Below are 14,946 nucleotides of genomic sequence, written 5' to 3' on the forward strand. Positions count from 1 at the left end.
GTTAAATAGGTGCGCGATTATATTGAGGTTAGCTGAAATTAATCTGAATGCATGAAATGAAATAAAACAAATGCTTTGTAAGCTATGAAAAAATATAGATTTGATGTGAGTAAGTATTCACAAAAGGCCGCAAATTTTCGCCGCGGCCAGGGTAAAAATGCATGAAAAATAAATTGTGAAATTTACGGAAGGTTTTAGATTTCGTAATCTTCCCCATTTTTGCTGCGATAGCATTTGCAGCGAGATTCATCGAGTAAAGTGTGCTGAACGCCATCGATAAAGCTCATCCATAACTTGGTGTGCTGACGGTTTTGCGTATCAATGGAGCTAAACGGTGTTTCGTACTGTACATCATTAATATGAGCTTTGTCGTACTTGCCATTTTCTCCCGCGATGTTAAAGCTGAGTTCGATGTGCAGGCCATCGTTTTTTTGCAGCAAAATAGTCGTGGGCTCTTCTTTATGACCACACAGCGCTACAAATTGCTTGGTATTTTTTAATCCACAGTGTTGCCCATCTTCAAAAAAGACCATTAGGTGATTGTAATAAACAACATAAGCACTAACTTGTGTATGTGAACCAAACTCAAGCGGACAGTGTTGATCTAAAAATTGCTTTGCAATTACGAGCTTTTGACATTCTTCACTTAGTGGTGGTGTTGTTTGAAGTTGTGCTTTCATTGATGTATCCCCAGTTACCGAAATTAAATTGTTGTGAACGTTATGGTTGTCTCATAACGTGCGCTGATTAATTGACTACAATTTCAGTGTATAAAAAATTATCAATAAATTTCACAAAAAGAATTTTACAGTGTAAATTTTACAAAATCTGGTCTGACCTCTTGTTGTAAAATGGCCGAGTTTATGCTCTTTTATATCATGCACATGTTCAAAAACAGTCGTAAATATTGATGAAAGTCGCTTAAATTAGAAGGGTTGGTATTAAATGAAAAAAACATCAGAACTGATGCGTAAGTCTCACTTTCTTGGTACCAAGATCCGCAACTTACGAAAGCGTAATCATTTGACGCTTGAGGATCTCTCTGCTCGTTGTATTCGTGTAGACCCTCAGACCGCGCCTTCAGTTTCATATTTATCCATGATTGAGAGAGGGAAACGTACGCCAAGTAGTGAGATGTTAGAGAATTTTGCTGAAGTCTTTCAAAAGCCGCTAGCTTGGTTTTTAGATACGGACCCTGAGCCTGACGCAATTACCCCACAAAAAGGACGTTCTGGTGGAATTGAGGGGATGGCACTAGAGCCTAATTTCTTATTTTCTAATGATATTTTACAAATAGCGATACCAGAGATGTTATCTCAGACAGGGATCAGTGGCAGACAGTTTGCGCATTTATTAATCCGAGCGCATCAAGAACATCATCAAAATCACTTTCCGGACCTTGAGCGTGCAGCAGATGAAGTGGGTGGTAAAAATCTATATTTAACGGTTGATGACCTTTTGCAATTGATAAAAAAACACGGTCTAGAGATTAAATGGTTTGATAAAGTACCTAACGAAGTGATGGATGATAGCGGCCATGTATTCAATCACCTCATTACATCTTATTTTAGCGAACCGAATGTGGTTCATCTGAATAGAGCGTTAGAGAAAAATCCGGCCCGATTAAAATACGACTTAGCCGTGCATATAGGACATAGTGTATTGCACGAGCTGGAAGGCTTGCGCTGCGTTTTACGTACAGGTGGGTTTAATACGGCAGTATTACCAGCTACTGACACCACGCCAAACGCACAAGATATTTTGACGGCTTGGCATGACTTTGAATCTAGTTTCTTTGCTGGGGCGCTGCTTTGCCCGAAGGTTGCGTATCGACAGTTATTAGATTCTTATGGTTATGAAATTGATATTCATCAGCAATTGAATATATCGCCATCAGTCGCCATGCGTCGCATGACAGTGGTGTCACCTTATCCACACTGGCATTATTTTGATGCTTACTTACCAGGCAAGTTAAAGGCTGTGTATCGAGGAAACGGTATTCCATTGCCTTGGGGGAATATGCGCAGTGTGGAAGACCCCTGTCAACACTGGGCTGTGTTTAGAAAGTTTGTAGCGCAATCTCATCACTCAAGTGCACAATTATCAATTCTAAACGTTAATGGTAAGCCTCACTTATATTGCTGCGAGTCTCTCAAGGTCAATGATCTGGTTGAAAATGCACATGTGTTGTGTGCAGGTATAGATTTGAACCCCGCGATAGACGCGCAAGGTATGAATGCTGACGAGGTTGTTCAAGAACTTCAGGCGTTGTGTATCAAGCAAGGAGGGGCGAGTGTGGTGCCATGGCATTTGAAAAAACAACTTATGAGCGTGGCAAAAATCCTCAATATTAACTGGATAGAGCGTGGCATTAATAATGATGTAAGGGTAATTTGCACACGAGGGACAGCATGTCCAAGGCAGCCAAGCTGTTATGAGACTAATTAATGTATATACTGTTATTGAAAGCGATAATAGAGCAATAAAAGATTGAACAGAACATCACTGAATAAACGTGGTATTAAGTTTCATATTGTATGTATGTATTTACATACTTTAATGATAAGCAGTATAAGCTATGCGCAATCAGAATGTGATAAGACGCTACGAGTGAGCACCAGCGGTAATTGGCCGCCATACTCTCAGCGCATTGATGGGCAATATGTTGGTCTTGAAGTTGAGATTGTCGAGCTTGTATTACGTGAGGCTGGTTTTTGTTGGCAATATGTGGAATTACCCTCCTCAAGTCGCGCATTTAAACAGTTTCAAGAGAACCTAGTAGATATTATTCCTGCCGCAAGCTTTACGCAGCCTAGGCGTAAATATGCTGAGTTCAGCCTTCCTTACCGACAGGAAGTGATGCAATTGTTCGCGCATACCAAAAATAAACGTGAATTTAATACTTCAAAAAATGTAAGTACGCCCGCTTTGCTTTTGAACTTTGGTGATAACCTCATTGCTGTAAGTCGAGGCAGTGTGTATGGAGAGCACTTTGCTAATTTTCGTCGGTTATGTGAAGACTGCGTTGTTGAAACGAATTTTGCGGATGAGCGCTTTAATCTAGTTAAAAAAGAGCGCGTTGAGTATGCTGTGGAAGATTATTTAACGGGGGCGTATTTACTACAAAAACCTGAATACGAAGGCATGGTTAAGTCCACTTCGATACGAATATACGAAAACCCCATCCATTATATGTTGCGGCCAGGCATGTTGAATGAAAAACAACTCCAACGTCTCAATTTAGCAATTATAAAAAGCATTGAACAAATTGAACTCCTCATTGATGACTATCAAAACCAATATGGATTAAAGTGATAACGCATTCAGAGGTTTGAGTAAAAAGGTGCATGTGGAAAAACAAATTTGGTGACTTCAAGTTCATAAATTGCATCCTTTACAGGATACAAACTTATATTCGGGAGTCTTTGAGTGCTAGGTAGTTGATATACCTAGCACTTAATTTTTATGGAGTACCAACACCGATTATTTTGGTTCTTCCGGTTGCGGTCCACTCGTCCCACCACCGGCTGCCCCTACAACTCTTTTAGCATCAGAAAGTGAAAGCTCTTTAAGCTTTTTAACAACAAGTTTCATACTATTCCTCTATTGTAAAGTTAGTCTTAAACGATGACTGTATGTTGCCTTTTTAGGTCTATAAATTAAATTTTAATGATTACAGTAACTATTTAATCTAAGAAAACTTTAAATGGAGTAAGGGCTGTTCATTTTTTTGAGCGATTTAATCTTTCTTAAGTTGAATAGCTTCTGCTTTTCTTTGCCTTTTTTGATTTATTAACTGTAAACACCCAGTTGCCTTTAGCTGCTAAACTCAATACCAAAAAAGCTTCCAAAAGATGAATTAACGATAGTGTAGGACCATAAACATTATTTATAATCGGGGGTGATTGTATTATTGCAGCTGTATATAGAGATGCTTCTATAAAAGCGATAAAGCTAATTAAAGTTGCCAAGGCATAAAGAAATATGAGTCCTCCTTCTTGTCTCGTAAAGACATACTGAGACTGTATTTTTTTAAACACTTTAATTCTTGAACTTAAACTAGCCGCTATTAGCCTTCTTCCTAGTACAGGTATTAGGAATAAAATACTTACAAACGTCACCCATAAATAATAGTAGTTACCTAAGCTGAAGGCGAAGTCTATGGTTAATGCATCTAGTGTTTCAATGACCAAGATCACGCTTATTAAATAACGGACATTTATACTTTTCCATGCCAATACAAGCGCGATGATATATAAAGGTACTAGCATGTATGCTATCGCATCATATATTTCAGAAAAATTTTCGTAGGCAAACATCAGGTATATCCTTAATCTCTCTAGCTTCTTTTATTTTCAGGTTGTTGACTATCGAGTAGTTGCTTCGTTTTTTCTTCTGGACTAAAACCACATATAAAGCATATTAAAAAGTAGCTCGTTAATGGTACAGGGGTTTTGCCTGTTTCCCAATTAGATATAGTTGCCTGATCTACTGCTGGAATAAGTTTTTGCCCTAACTGACTTTGGGTGAGGCCTGCATCTTTTCTCATCGATCTTATCGACTTGGCTGCCTCTCCCCATAAGCCATTAAACAATCCTAGTTGTCGAATCTTAAATTTCATACGTCCCAACATTACCTTTTCATAACAAATTTAACAAAAGCTATCACTTAAAACACTGTTATTGCAAGCATTTAGAGACGACTAATAGCCTATATTAATATAATCATGTTTTGACTTTTAAATTAAAGATTTCCTTAGATTTTGATGTGTTTGTTATATTAAAATTTTCATTTACTTCTCTTATCATATCAAGGTGTTTTTTATAAATAAACCTTGCGGATGAAATTAATTAAATATTTTATAGCTTCTTGGTAATGAAAAAGTCGTGATACCTTCCCTCCAGGTCTTATTTTTTGTTATGGGAATTGGGGTTGTGGATAGTTTTTTCTTTATTTAAAAGGCGCTATTTACTTAATTGGTCAGAGTGTTGCAGTAATGGGGGGTAATTAGACTTCATAGCTTAGTTCAGAGCCTTAACTGGTTTTAATTTCAAGAAAAAGTAGGCTAAATAGCGGTGTTGTTGATTCTTTGCTCACACATATAGGTATTAGTTTTGTTGATTTTTTGATGCTGTTTCACGTCTCCATGTGTCTGTAAACTTGTTTTCTGATGCAGAGTCAGTGCCTCAACAATAAACTTTTCTTTAGAATGGCCCTGTTTTTAAACGCAAATTTGAGAATGAGTTTATATGGCAAAAGCATTGTGTAATGATAAGTTTTGGGGTTTGTAGCGTAACCAAATAGTTGTGTTCGCGTAAAGCGTAAACTAGAGCAATAAAAAGAATTTAAAACCCTAGTGTTTGGTTTAGGTGACAAAAGTATCGAGCTATCTAGGAATAACTACAGGCCTTTCTATTCCACCAGATATGCCACCCGCTACTTTAAGTAAATCATTTGCATTTAATTCTACCATATTGTATTTCCCTACATTTTTTATTTTAAATACTATGGCAGTTGAGCATTTTAATTGACGAAAGTAAAGCTTAGTATGTGATAGAGCGAGGAAAGGTGGGAACGAAATAACCTGAATGTTTTATATAAGTATAAAACGGTGTAACACGCTATGTTTTACACCGTTTAAAGGGAGGCTATATATTTTAGTTTTACTTAATTTTGTTTTTCACAGCTCTTCCAAGTCTCACCATCGGTACTGCAGTGCATGACATATGTGCCGTCATCTTCATATGTATGACGAGTCCATGTGCCATCACTGTGTTTAGATGTTGTGACGCGATTGTCGCCAGAATCATCTGTGATACGCTTATGCCAAGAGAAAAATGGGATAGTGACATCATTGTCAAATTCAAAGCCGGATTGTGCAAAGTACAGCACTAGAATTAATATATCTAATATATTGGGTTTGTCACCTAAGTTGATCCAGTCATCTAAATCAGTTTTTGTATTACTGTCTTGTGTAAACTCAGCTAAATAGTTGATAGAACCTTTGCTGTAGTCGACCGACAAGCCTCGATACACGGCATCACTAAAGTCGACATCGTTATCACAAAGTTGTTGCTGTGAAGTCCGATCAACAGATTTGTAGTTATCTAGTGAATAGGTAATTCCATCAATTGTGAAACTGAGCTTTTCTGAGTAATGGCAAAGACCGAGGTCTTCAGAACTATTTTTGACCATATCAACCGTTCGACTGTATGAATGGCCTTCTCCCCACGGGCTTTGCTCAATTTTACGATCGTAATGGACAAACAAAACATCCTCTAAATCGTCATCCATGCGTACAGTTTCATCCACTATGGTTTGATCGCCCTCGCCAAAAATAAGCACACGTCGATACCAAACTAGTTGGTTGCTTTGTGATTGTTCTGATGGCGTATCTTGATAATGAAGTACACGTATCTCATGGGCGTCTAGATATTCTTTTGCTAACGCCAAGTGTTTTTCGATGCTAGCTTGTAACCCTTTTACGATATCCTCGGCTAATTTTTGTAAGCTTTCATCACCATTTTCAATGTAATCGCTAAACAGCTGCTCTTCAGAGATATTGTAATGCTCGATAACTTGAGCAGTACTTTCTTGCATAACTATTTGTAGTTGCTCTTTAAGTTGATTGTTTGCAATGATTTCGGCACAAGTTGAATTATTAAATTCATCTGTTTTATCCAGCGATTGCCAAAGTACAGTCGTGAGCGGCGTGATGTGCAGCATCTCTGAGTTTTCAATACTGTTTAGCGTTGGAGGTAATACCATTTTATACGCTTTAGTGACCTCGCCTAAATCTTCATCAATCGCACCTACTGGAACGTCCACATACGTTGGTACGTACGCTGCACACTTTTCTTGCTCCTGTGTTAATTCAAGCTGATAACTCCCTTTATCTGTGGAGATTGCGAATGGCTCATCTTTATCTTGTTGTGCGTTGCTATTTAAGTCTAGCCATACCGTAGCCCCCGAAACGTAGCCATCAATAACTCTGCCGCGTCTAGCATATCGATTTTCTTCAGTTGTGACTGGCGGCTTTGTATTATCTACGTTGTTATTTGATTGGTCAGAGCCTGTATCAGCTTGGCTTTTGTTATCACTACTTGGTATGTTATTTGATGTCTTGCTATCTAATTGTATAGATGGGCCGCTTGTACCGCCGTTTCCACCACATGCAGTGAAAAGAGAGCTACATAAAAGTGCTACTGTGAGTGATTTTAATTGAGGTGTAAACATGCATGTTCCTTGTTACGCAGGTTTATTAAGTAACTGCTTAATCATTTATTTTTAGTATTGCCTTGCAAAATTATCTGGTTCGCAACGCACTGATGAATGCGCATAATTTTACGTAATATGGGCGAGTTGGTGGTAGCTCAAAACAGACAAAAAAGTATGATTATCTGCCTAAATTTAGTGTTTAGATTCTTGTTTAATATTTATTATGTTGTTGCTATTATGTCAACTAGGAACAGGGGTTTGCAACCTGAAGTTATAAAAATAAGTATATATAACAATAATCTGTCATTATGATTTTCAATTATCTATTGCGTGTGTTCTTTATTTACTTAGTTATTATTAGCGCCTTTTTTTGTGCTAAAGGCATCGCTGTGCCTAACTTATCACCCGTACTAGGTGTAGGGGATGGTTTACCCAGTAATCGTATATTCGATATAGAGCGCGATGAGCTTGGATATATGTGGTTGGCAACAGAGCAGGGCATTGCGCGTTTTGATGGTACGCAAGTAATACGTTTCTCCGCACATGAAACACCTGAGCTGAGTTTATCTCTGAAAGTCCGTGACTTATTATTTGACTCAAGTGGGCAGCTTTGGGTTGCAGGCAATCAGGGTTTGGAAGTACTTAAGTCTCGCAGTGAGCGGTTTGAGCCAATCATGCCCTCCCAGAAAAGCGATGCATTTAATGTATACAGTTTATTTGAATCAAATGACAAAGTGATTTGGGTCGGGACAAAAGAAGGGCTGTATAAAGCCTCCAATACAGTGCTTGCTCACGTAGAACTAAAATTTAATGGTTCTGCGATAGTCCCTCATGTTTTATCAATTGTTGATACCGAAGATGATAAGCTCTTGCTTGCTACCAATACAGGTATCATGTTGGTTGATAAGAATACTCAAGGTGTAAAATATGTCACCGATGAAAGCGGAGAAATAATTTTTGCAGATAGAATTTGGCGCTTAGCCGATGGCTCTATATGGCTTGCGATGCACGGTGTGGGGCTCGCGACTTATGATTTGAACTCCCACATCGTTAAATTACGTTATATAGACCAAAATGAGTTTGATACCGTTGGATATGTATTTGATTTACTCCAGGGGAATGGCCAAATATTGGCTGCATCTTTAAATACGGGGTTGCTCAAATTAAAAGGTGGCGAGGTTGAGACAAGTAAAGGCTTGCCTCCTTTACTGACGTTATTTCAAGATAAGCAAGTCACTGTGTTTGGCAGTTATAGTGAAGGGGCAACGCTCGATACTGCCAATAAGCAAGCGACAAAAAATCGTCGATTTGTTCACCCTAGTGAAACTGAACAATATGAAATAAACGATATTCTTGCCGTAAAAAGTGATTTATGGCTTGCAGATCAACTGGCTGGGGTTTGTCGTTATTCCATTGAGGGGGATTTTAAGTCTTGCCTTGAAACACAAGATTTATCAGCGCAGGCATTGGCGTTCTCGTCGGATGGAAGCGTTTGGGCTAGTTTGTATAAAAGTGTTGTGCAAATTGACTCAACTTCAATGTCAGTTATTCAGCAGTTTGACTTAGCAAAATCTAAAATACCTGATGCAATATACTCCATAGCGATTCAAAACGATCATACATTATGGTTAGCTCATAGCTTTGATGGCTTGACACGATTGAATAGTAAAACATACCAAGTATCTCGTTTTCATACAGATAATTCAGCTTTGGTTAGTGATGAAGTGCACGATATTGTACTTTTTCAAGACACTTTGTGGGTCGCAACAAGCAATGGCTTACAAGTTTTTGATATCGCCTCTGATAAGCTAGTAGAAAAAGAAGAGTATGCTCTAAATATTCAAAATGCTGTGTATGACCTTATTATTAGTCCAAACGCTGACTTGTTTGTGCAGACTAACGTTGGTTTACATGTGTTTGATTTAAATTCAAAGCGATGGCGTACCTTGCCTGATAAAATAAGTTCACTGACGGATACGAGCATCGCATTTGATAATAAAGGTGATGCTTGGTTTGCCAATAGCCATGGCATGCTCAGCTGGTCACCTCACACTAACCGAAATGAAATTCGCTATTTTGATAAGGGAGATGGGTTATATGCGCAAGGTTATTTAGCGAGTGCTGGGGCAGGTTTAAGTGAGCAGGTTGTATTTGCAAGTGCAGATGGCTTAAGCATTTTAACCCCTGACCAGCTAACATTTTCGGATGCATCGCCAAAAGTCAGCGAATTTGAGTTGACGCTACCCGATGGAAAGACATTAAAGTATTTTAATCAGTCTAGCTTAACAGACTTACCTTATGACCATGCCAGTATGCGGTTTGTATTAGCAAATACAAATTTCTCAAGTCCATCTAAACAGAGATTTAAGTACAAGCTCGAGGGGGTTTCAAATACTTGGATTGAGCTAGGCAAGGGCCGTATCTTGATGATCCCCAAGCTTAAACACGGTACATATAAATTATTACTACAAAGCACAGATAGTAATGGTAATTGGTCAACAAATACGACGCAGTTTTCATTTGTTATTCAAACACCTTGGTATGCAACTTATTGGGCATATTGTGCGTATTTGTGTCTGATTGTGCTGGGTTTATTAGCGATTTATCGAGCCAGAATTAATGCACTTAGACGCATTCAGTTGGCGTTGGAAGCTGAAGTTGCCGCCCAAACTAAAGAGATCAGCCAGCAAAATACATTACTTACACAAAAGAGTGATGCATTGGCGTTGGCACAAGCGCAGCGAACTACACTTTTACGAACATTGTCACACGAACTCATGACACCGGTTTCACTCATTCAAGGCCCAGCAGAGCAACTGGTGAGGCTTCAACATGCTGATGAGCGTAGTCAGATGGCTAATATTGTGATCAGCAACGCCAAGAGACTTAAAATATTGATTGAGCAGTTGATGCAGGTGTCTAATTCCGAAAAACCGCTTTCTCAGATAGACAAGCGAGCTGAGTTACCAACAATGTGTTTTGGCTTGTCTCAAATATGTGCCGAGCAGGTTGCCGCGTTTACTCCTTTGGCGGAAAAAAAACAAATAACACTTGTTGCTAATATTGATAAAGACATTGCAGTTGAAGCACTCGCCGATCAGCTCGAAAAATGCGTCAGCAATCTTATCAGTAACGCCATTAAATATAGCCATATGGGCAGTGAAGTTCTGGTTGAGCTCCAAGTTTTGGAAACTAAGTCTGATCAAAAGTGTTGCTTGCGAGTTAAAGATCAAGGAATTGGCATTGATGAAACAGAGCACAAAGCGATTTTTACACCTGAATATCGAACGAGAAGCGGGCGCGAAACAGGTGTCGGTCTAGGCATTGGTTTAAGTGTGGTTAAAGCGGTAGTAGATGAATTGGGTGGTGTTATCAATGTAAAGTCAGCATTAGGAAAAGGCAGTGAATTTTGCATTATTTTCGATACTTTACCTAATAAAGAAGATTTAGCCCCACCAATATCAGCCACAAATACGCCAGAACAAACGAGCGAGAAAACGCTGCTGATTGTCGATGATACTCCGGACATGTTAGTGCTTTTAAACAGCGTATTTGAGTCTCATTATAAAGTGGTACAAGCAGAGGATGGTTTGCAAGGCGTTGATATAGCAACTGAAATACTACCTGATTTGATTATCTCAGATGTGATGATGCCAAACTTAGATGGATTTGGTTTGTTAAGCAGAGTAAAGCGTGATGCGCTAACAGCGCATATTCCAGTAATTTTATTGACTGCAAACCTCAATGAGCAAAAAGAGCTCGAAGGTTTGAGCCGCCAAGCGGATGACTACATTACCAAGCCGTTCAGTATTCAGGCTTTAGAATTAAAAGTGCGTAATGTCTTTTTACATCAAGCCGCTAATTTAGCTAAGTGGCATGCTCGTATTGATAACAAAGATATCAAAAGTATAGATTTACCCATGCTACCGAAGCTTAAGTTTAAAGATGAGCCGCATATTTATGACTTTTTAGATAAGTTAGATAAAGTGATTCATCAGTGTTATCAACAACCAGATACAACGGTTACTCAGATTGCAAAAGAAATGGCTTTGAGTGAGCGTCAGCTGCATCGTAAGTTAACAGCGGTACTATCGATGGGAGCCAATGAATATCTACGAACCTATCGTTTGTATCAGTCTATTACGCCATTGCTACATGGTAAAAGTGTTGCTGAGGTCGCGGATTTAGCAGGGTTTAACTCTTCGTCTTATTTTAGTGCCTGCTTTAAAAAGCACTACGGGATGACAGCTAAAACGTATGTCCAAAAGCAAAGAGAGAAGCATAAAACGGTCATATAATGAGATAGCTTTTAAAAGAGGTGTATACACCTCTTTTTGCTCGGTTCAGCTACTTTTACAAGTATCTGATATTAGAAATCCCGCCTTCCATACGACATTCATAATATAGTGTTCTGACATCTCTCTCATTGTATACAATTTCTTGCCAAATCGGGTGAAGAGAAGAGTACGGATCTTCACAGGTAAACATGATTACTGGCGAGTTAGCGGCATTTGCTTGATTACTCAAAGATACTACACATGTAAAAGCCATGACGGTTCCCGAGATAATAGATGCTAATTTCATTTTACATTCCTTATTGATTAGCGTTTATTTCCTCTTTACGACGTTATTAACAAGAAAAAAATAAGTAGTTTGTACCTGAAATGAGATTTTTCATTTAAAACAGCATTGTGAGTGTGTTTTACCAAGCTGGTTGAGTAAGCAATACCCGACACAAAGCTAAATATCAATAATTCAAAATATTAGCGTAAAGGGAGTTCTGTTACGTCAGGAGTGCCTCTATTCATATAGCAACTTTGCTTCATATAACTAAGTTGAGCTTCGCCGACTGCCAAACCACGCCACAACACTATGCCTGGGTTATCTATGCCCCCAGCAATATAGCATGTGATCAAATACCCTTTTATAGGTGTAGTTGTTAGCCCATTGGACTTTGCTGTGTTTGAGTATGCAGTAGATATTGCTAGCGCTGCGCCTATTACGAAATAAGATAACTTCATATTATTTTCCTTAATGTTGATTAACTATCCTATATACAACGAGTGTCAGGTATAAAAAAACATCAAAATGAGCAATAAAAGTACCACGAGTTACTTATAAACTAGCTATCCTAAACTATTTTAGTTAAACGGTTTGTATTAATTAACTTGTGATTTTTATAGCTTATACTGCACAAGAGATGAGATGTTAATAGAGTTGCTTGTAAGGTATTGCTTAAAAATAAAACGTTTCATATTCGCTAAGTTTTAAAGGCAACAGTTAAGGTTTGGCGGTAGTGCAGAATAGTGAATATTTTATCTAAAAAAAGTAATTACATGTTTTTTAAAATAAAATGGCGGCACTTTGTAACTTTAATAACTCAATTTATAAGGTTTTGCCGCTACTTTACTTTTTTCTTCGTGTGGTGAGCTCTTTTAACACTTCCATTTACTTGATTTTGAATTTGATCGATCTGATTCACTAAAGAGCGAGTATCGATTTTGCAAAATAAAAGCCATTTCAAGAAGTCCCTCATTTTGGGTTGACCCACGTCTAACTCATAGTTACTAACGGTTTCTCTCGAGATACCGAGCTTATCAGCCATCTCTTTTTGGGTTAAACCTGCATTGACTCTCATGCTTTTTAGGTCATCACCACTTATCACTTTCCTTATCCTCTTCCATTTTATTTTTTCGGAGATTTTTCCGCATACTAAGTTTCATAATATTAACATTGATTTTTCATAAGTAAACATTTGAATGTTTTATCGACTTAAACATAGCTTTGACACAAAAGCAAAAGCTATTTGTAAATCGTCTAAACAGTAGGGATTAGAAATTGTAAGTACTAAGAATCAAATTTTGCTTGATATCGACAACCAATTCTATAGGGAAAATGTATGGTTAGTAGATTTATGAGACATGACGCTGTGAGACGCAGATTAGTCGTTAATAAGTTAATGTTAGAGATGCAGCATAACTTAAAGTTCATTAGGAAACGCAATAACTTAACGCAAAAGCAGCTAGGCGATAAGCTTTGTGTAGATCAGGCGACAATCAGTAACTTTGAGAACGGAAAAACCTATATGACCATAGAGCTGGTTTATGAAATGTACTTAATATTTGGTGATGATTTTTCGTTGCCTTGTATCAGGTACTTAGGTGATAAATAGCGGACATTGTTTTCAGCGAGCTTGCGTGGCGTTTATGAAAGTGATGTGTATTAAGGCTAATACCTCGCATGAGTAATTTATGATTGAGCAAGCTGTATGCGCTTCGCAGTAATAACTTTTAACATATACATACAGTTTACAGATGGCAACAGGTGCTACTACGGGTGGTATAAAGCCAATTTGTGTTTCATTGCATAGCATCTATTGGCAGAAATTGAAATTATCAATACTGCCTATATTGACAGGCGATGACTTGGAAATATAGTAGGAACGCAGCGTCTATTTTATAGGCAGTTTTGGCGCCGCTTCCACCCAAAATTAAAAAGGAATTATTATGATTAATAAAATAGCTGTAATATGTGCTGTAGTCTCTATGTCAGCCGTTTCTAATGAAGTGATCTACGATACAGATGCACAAGCTGGTATTACTACGCAATATACACATGGTCCAATTACTGAAATTGAAGTACAAAGCCGCAGTGCATTGCACTTCTCCGCGCGGTTTTTTGTTACGGATGCTGGTGTAAACTGCTCCAATGCGCAGGTAATAAATGAAAATACATGGCAAGTGTTGGCAGAGTTACCTGTACAAGGGAATACTGCTATTACTGGCACATTACCCAGTGGTGTTGAGAGCACGCCGAAGTCTTTGCAAATCACTTGTCATAGTGGTAGAAAAACCTCTACGGTATATCACAAAATCCCCGCTGCACCAGCCATTAATTGGGAGAGTCAGGTGACAGTATCAGATTGGGTAAATGGTAGTCATGCAGGGTATTATGAAAATATAAATTATGTATCAGCTGCCTTCGTAAATAATAATGCACCAGATGGCCAGTGCACTTTTTCGAATTTAGTCGGGCAAGCCCCAAATGTTATTGAAAGCAAACAAGGGCTGGCTTTTAACAGTGCGCATTTTAGTACAGAAGGCGCAGCCTTGGCGGATGGACAATATGTATATAGATACGTTGTATCTGAAATTATTTGCAAAAATGCAGGTGGTACGACACGTGCTGTGGAAGCTTGGGACTTAGGTTATGATCATAGCCCAGCGCCAGATAGAGATTATACAGTGTATTCATACTAACCACTAAGTTTTAGATGGTATGTAGAGGTTTTTATAAAGCCTCTACTTATTCTAATTCAGACTGAAATCCTTCAGGTCTTTGTGGTGTATCGAATTAAAAAAATTCCATAAGTTTTTTTGGCGATGACTAAAGGGGTTGGGGGATCTGCTCGGTAATAACCACAATACTAATACTCAGCGTTGGTGTGCCATATCGCTGCAGTTCAAATAAGGTACAGACGCAAGTATCCATGCGAGGTAACAGAGAGCATATTAGCACTCTGGGTATGCTTCTTAATCAGATACCAAACAACAGTGATGGTGAATTGATTAGTGTATTAGATGGTGTTCAAAGTGTTAAAAAAGAGGATCTAATAGGCTCTTTCAGTTTTATCGACTAGCAAGTAATGGTGTGAGTTTGAGGGTGACACACATTAAAATGAGTTGGCAAATCTCCTTGATCACATTGGGCCGAATTTGTTGTGTAGCC

The 14,946-nt window shown here is 38.4% G+C and carries 12 protein-coding genes; 5 read left to right on the top strand and 7 right to left on the bottom strand.

Going from position 1 to position 14,946, the window contains the following annotated elements; genetic code table 11:
- Nucleotides 1-194: 194 nt before the first annotated feature.
- Nucleotides 195-680, bottom strand: coding sequence for a malate synthase (locus N477_RS16530; protein WP_063362607.1), 486 nt, complete (start codon nucleotides 678-680; stop codon nucleotides 195-197).
- Nucleotides 681-945: 265 nt separating this feature from the next.
- Between N477_RS16530 and N477_RS16535 the strand changes: the two genes are divergently transcribed.
- Nucleotides 946-2,448 (top strand): DUF3612 domain-containing protein, encoded by a 1,503-nt coding sequence (locus N477_RS16535; RefSeq protein WP_063362606.1) that lies wholly within the window; start codon nucleotides 946-948, stop codon nucleotides 2,446-2,448.
- A gap of 42 nt (nucleotides 2,449-2,490) precedes the next feature.
- Nucleotides 2,491-3,315, top strand: a complete 825-nt coding sequence (locus tag N477_RS16540) for a substrate-binding periplasmic protein (protein WP_063379454.1) — start codon at nucleotides 2,491-2,493, stop codon at nucleotides 3,313-3,315.
- 434 nt (nucleotides 3,316-3,749) lie between these two features.
- On the opposite strand, the gene N477_RS16545 is transcribed toward N477_RS16540, so the two are convergent.
- From N477_RS16545 to N477_RS16555, 3 genes are all read right to left on the bottom strand, one after another.
- Nucleotides 3,750-4,319 (bottom strand): hypothetical protein, encoded by a 570-nt coding sequence (locus N477_RS16545; protein ID WP_063362604.1) that lies wholly within the window; start codon nucleotides 4,317-4,319, stop codon nucleotides 3,750-3,752.
- A 20-nt stretch (nucleotides 4,320-4,339) separates the two neighbouring features.
- On the bottom strand, nucleotides 4,340-4,621 hold the full coding sequence (locus N477_RS16550) for a helix-turn-helix domain-containing protein (protein WP_155731933.1): 282 nt from the start codon (nucleotides 4,619-4,621) through the stop codon (nucleotides 4,340-4,342).
- Between the two features lie 1,046 nt (nucleotides 4,622-5,667).
- Entirely contained in the window at nucleotides 5,668-7,236 is a 1,569-nt protein-coding gene (locus tag N477_RS16555; protein ID WP_063362602.1) for a hypothetical protein, read from the bottom strand.
- 371 nt (nucleotides 7,237-7,607) lie between these two features.
- On the opposite strand from N477_RS16555, the gene N477_RS16560 reads away from it, so the two are divergent.
- Entirely contained in the window at nucleotides 7,608-11,516 is a 3,909-nt protein-coding gene (locus N477_RS16560) for a response regulator (RefSeq protein ID WP_196760640.1), read from the top strand.
- Between the two features lie 55 nt (nucleotides 11,517-11,571).
- Here the strand turns inward: N477_RS16560 and N477_RS16565 are convergent, their stop codons facing one another.
- The 3 genes from N477_RS16565 to N477_RS16575 all read right to left on the bottom strand — a co-directional run bounded on the left by N477_RS16565 (nucleotide 11,572) and on the right by N477_RS16575 (nucleotide 12,883).
- Complete coding sequence (locus N477_RS16565) at nucleotides 11,572-11,802, bottom strand: hypothetical protein (protein WP_063362600.1); 231 nt, start codon at nucleotides 11,800-11,802, stop codon at nucleotides 11,572-11,574.
- A gap of 179 nt (nucleotides 11,803-11,981) precedes the next feature.
- The gene (locus tag N477_RS16570) at nucleotides 11,982-12,239 is read right to left on the bottom strand and encodes a hypothetical protein (RefSeq protein WP_063362599.1); all 258 of its coding nucleotides are present in this window, start codon (nucleotides 12,237-12,239) and stop codon (nucleotides 11,982-11,984) included.
- A gap of 380 nt (nucleotides 12,240-12,619) precedes the next feature.
- Complete coding sequence (locus N477_RS16575) at nucleotides 12,620-12,883, bottom strand: helix-turn-helix domain-containing protein (RefSeq protein ID WP_063362598.1); 264 nt, start codon at nucleotides 12,881-12,883, stop codon at nucleotides 12,620-12,622.
- A 234-nt stretch (nucleotides 12,884-13,117) separates the two neighbouring features.
- Between N477_RS16575 and N477_RS16580 the strand changes: the two genes are divergently transcribed.
- Nucleotides 13,118-13,390, top strand: a complete 273-nt coding sequence (locus N477_RS16580; protein ID WP_063362597.1) for a helix-turn-helix transcriptional regulator — start codon at nucleotides 13,118-13,120, stop codon at nucleotides 13,388-13,390.
- 334 nt (nucleotides 13,391-13,724) lie between these two features.
- Complete coding sequence (locus tag N477_RS16585) at nucleotides 13,725-14,477, top strand: hypothetical protein (protein ID WP_063362596.1); 753 nt, start codon at nucleotides 13,725-13,727, stop codon at nucleotides 14,475-14,477.
- Nucleotides 14,478-14,946: the final 469 nt, after the last annotated feature.

The organism is Pseudoalteromonas luteoviolacea H33-S (genome assembly GCF_001625695.1).
Classification (GTDB): Bacteria; Pseudomonadota; Gammaproteobacteria; order Enterobacterales; family Alteromonadaceae; genus Pseudoalteromonas; species Pseudoalteromonas luteoviolacea_B.

Bases quoted from the DNA above. Each gene is read 5' to 3' on its own strand.
- N477_RS16530 (WP_063362607.1), bottom strand. From the start codon at position 680: ATGAAAGCACAACTTCAAACAACACCACCACTAAGTGAAGAATGTCAA.
- N477_RS16535 (WP_063362606.1), top strand. From the start codon at position 946: ATGAAAAAAACATCAGAACTGATGCGTAAGTCTCACTTTCTTGGTACC.
- N477_RS16545 (WP_063362604.1), bottom strand. From the start codon at position 4,319: ATGTTTGCCTACGAAAATTTTTCTGAAATATATGATGCGATAGCATAC.
- N477_RS16550 (WP_155731933.1), bottom strand. From the start codon at position 4,621: ATGAAATTTAAGATTCGACAACTAGGATTGTTTAATGGCTTATGGGGA.
- N477_RS16555 (WP_063362602.1), bottom strand. From the start codon at position 7,236: ATGTTTACACCTCAATTAAAATCACTCACAGTAGCACTTTTATGTAGC.
- N477_RS16565 (WP_063362600.1), bottom strand. From the start codon at position 11,802: ATGAAATTAGCATCTATTATCTCGGGAACCGTCATGGCTTTTACATGT.
- N477_RS16570 (WP_063362599.1), bottom strand. From the start codon at position 12,239: ATGAAGTTATCTTATTTCGTAATAGGCGCAGCGCTAGCAATATCTACT.
- N477_RS16580 (WP_063362597.1), top strand. From the start codon at position 13,118: ATGGTTAGTAGATTTATGAGACATGACGCTGTGAGACGCAGATTAGTC.
- N477_RS16585 (WP_063362596.1), top strand. From the start codon at position 13,725: ATGATTAATAAAATAGCTGTAATATGTGCTGTAGTCTCTATGTCAGCC.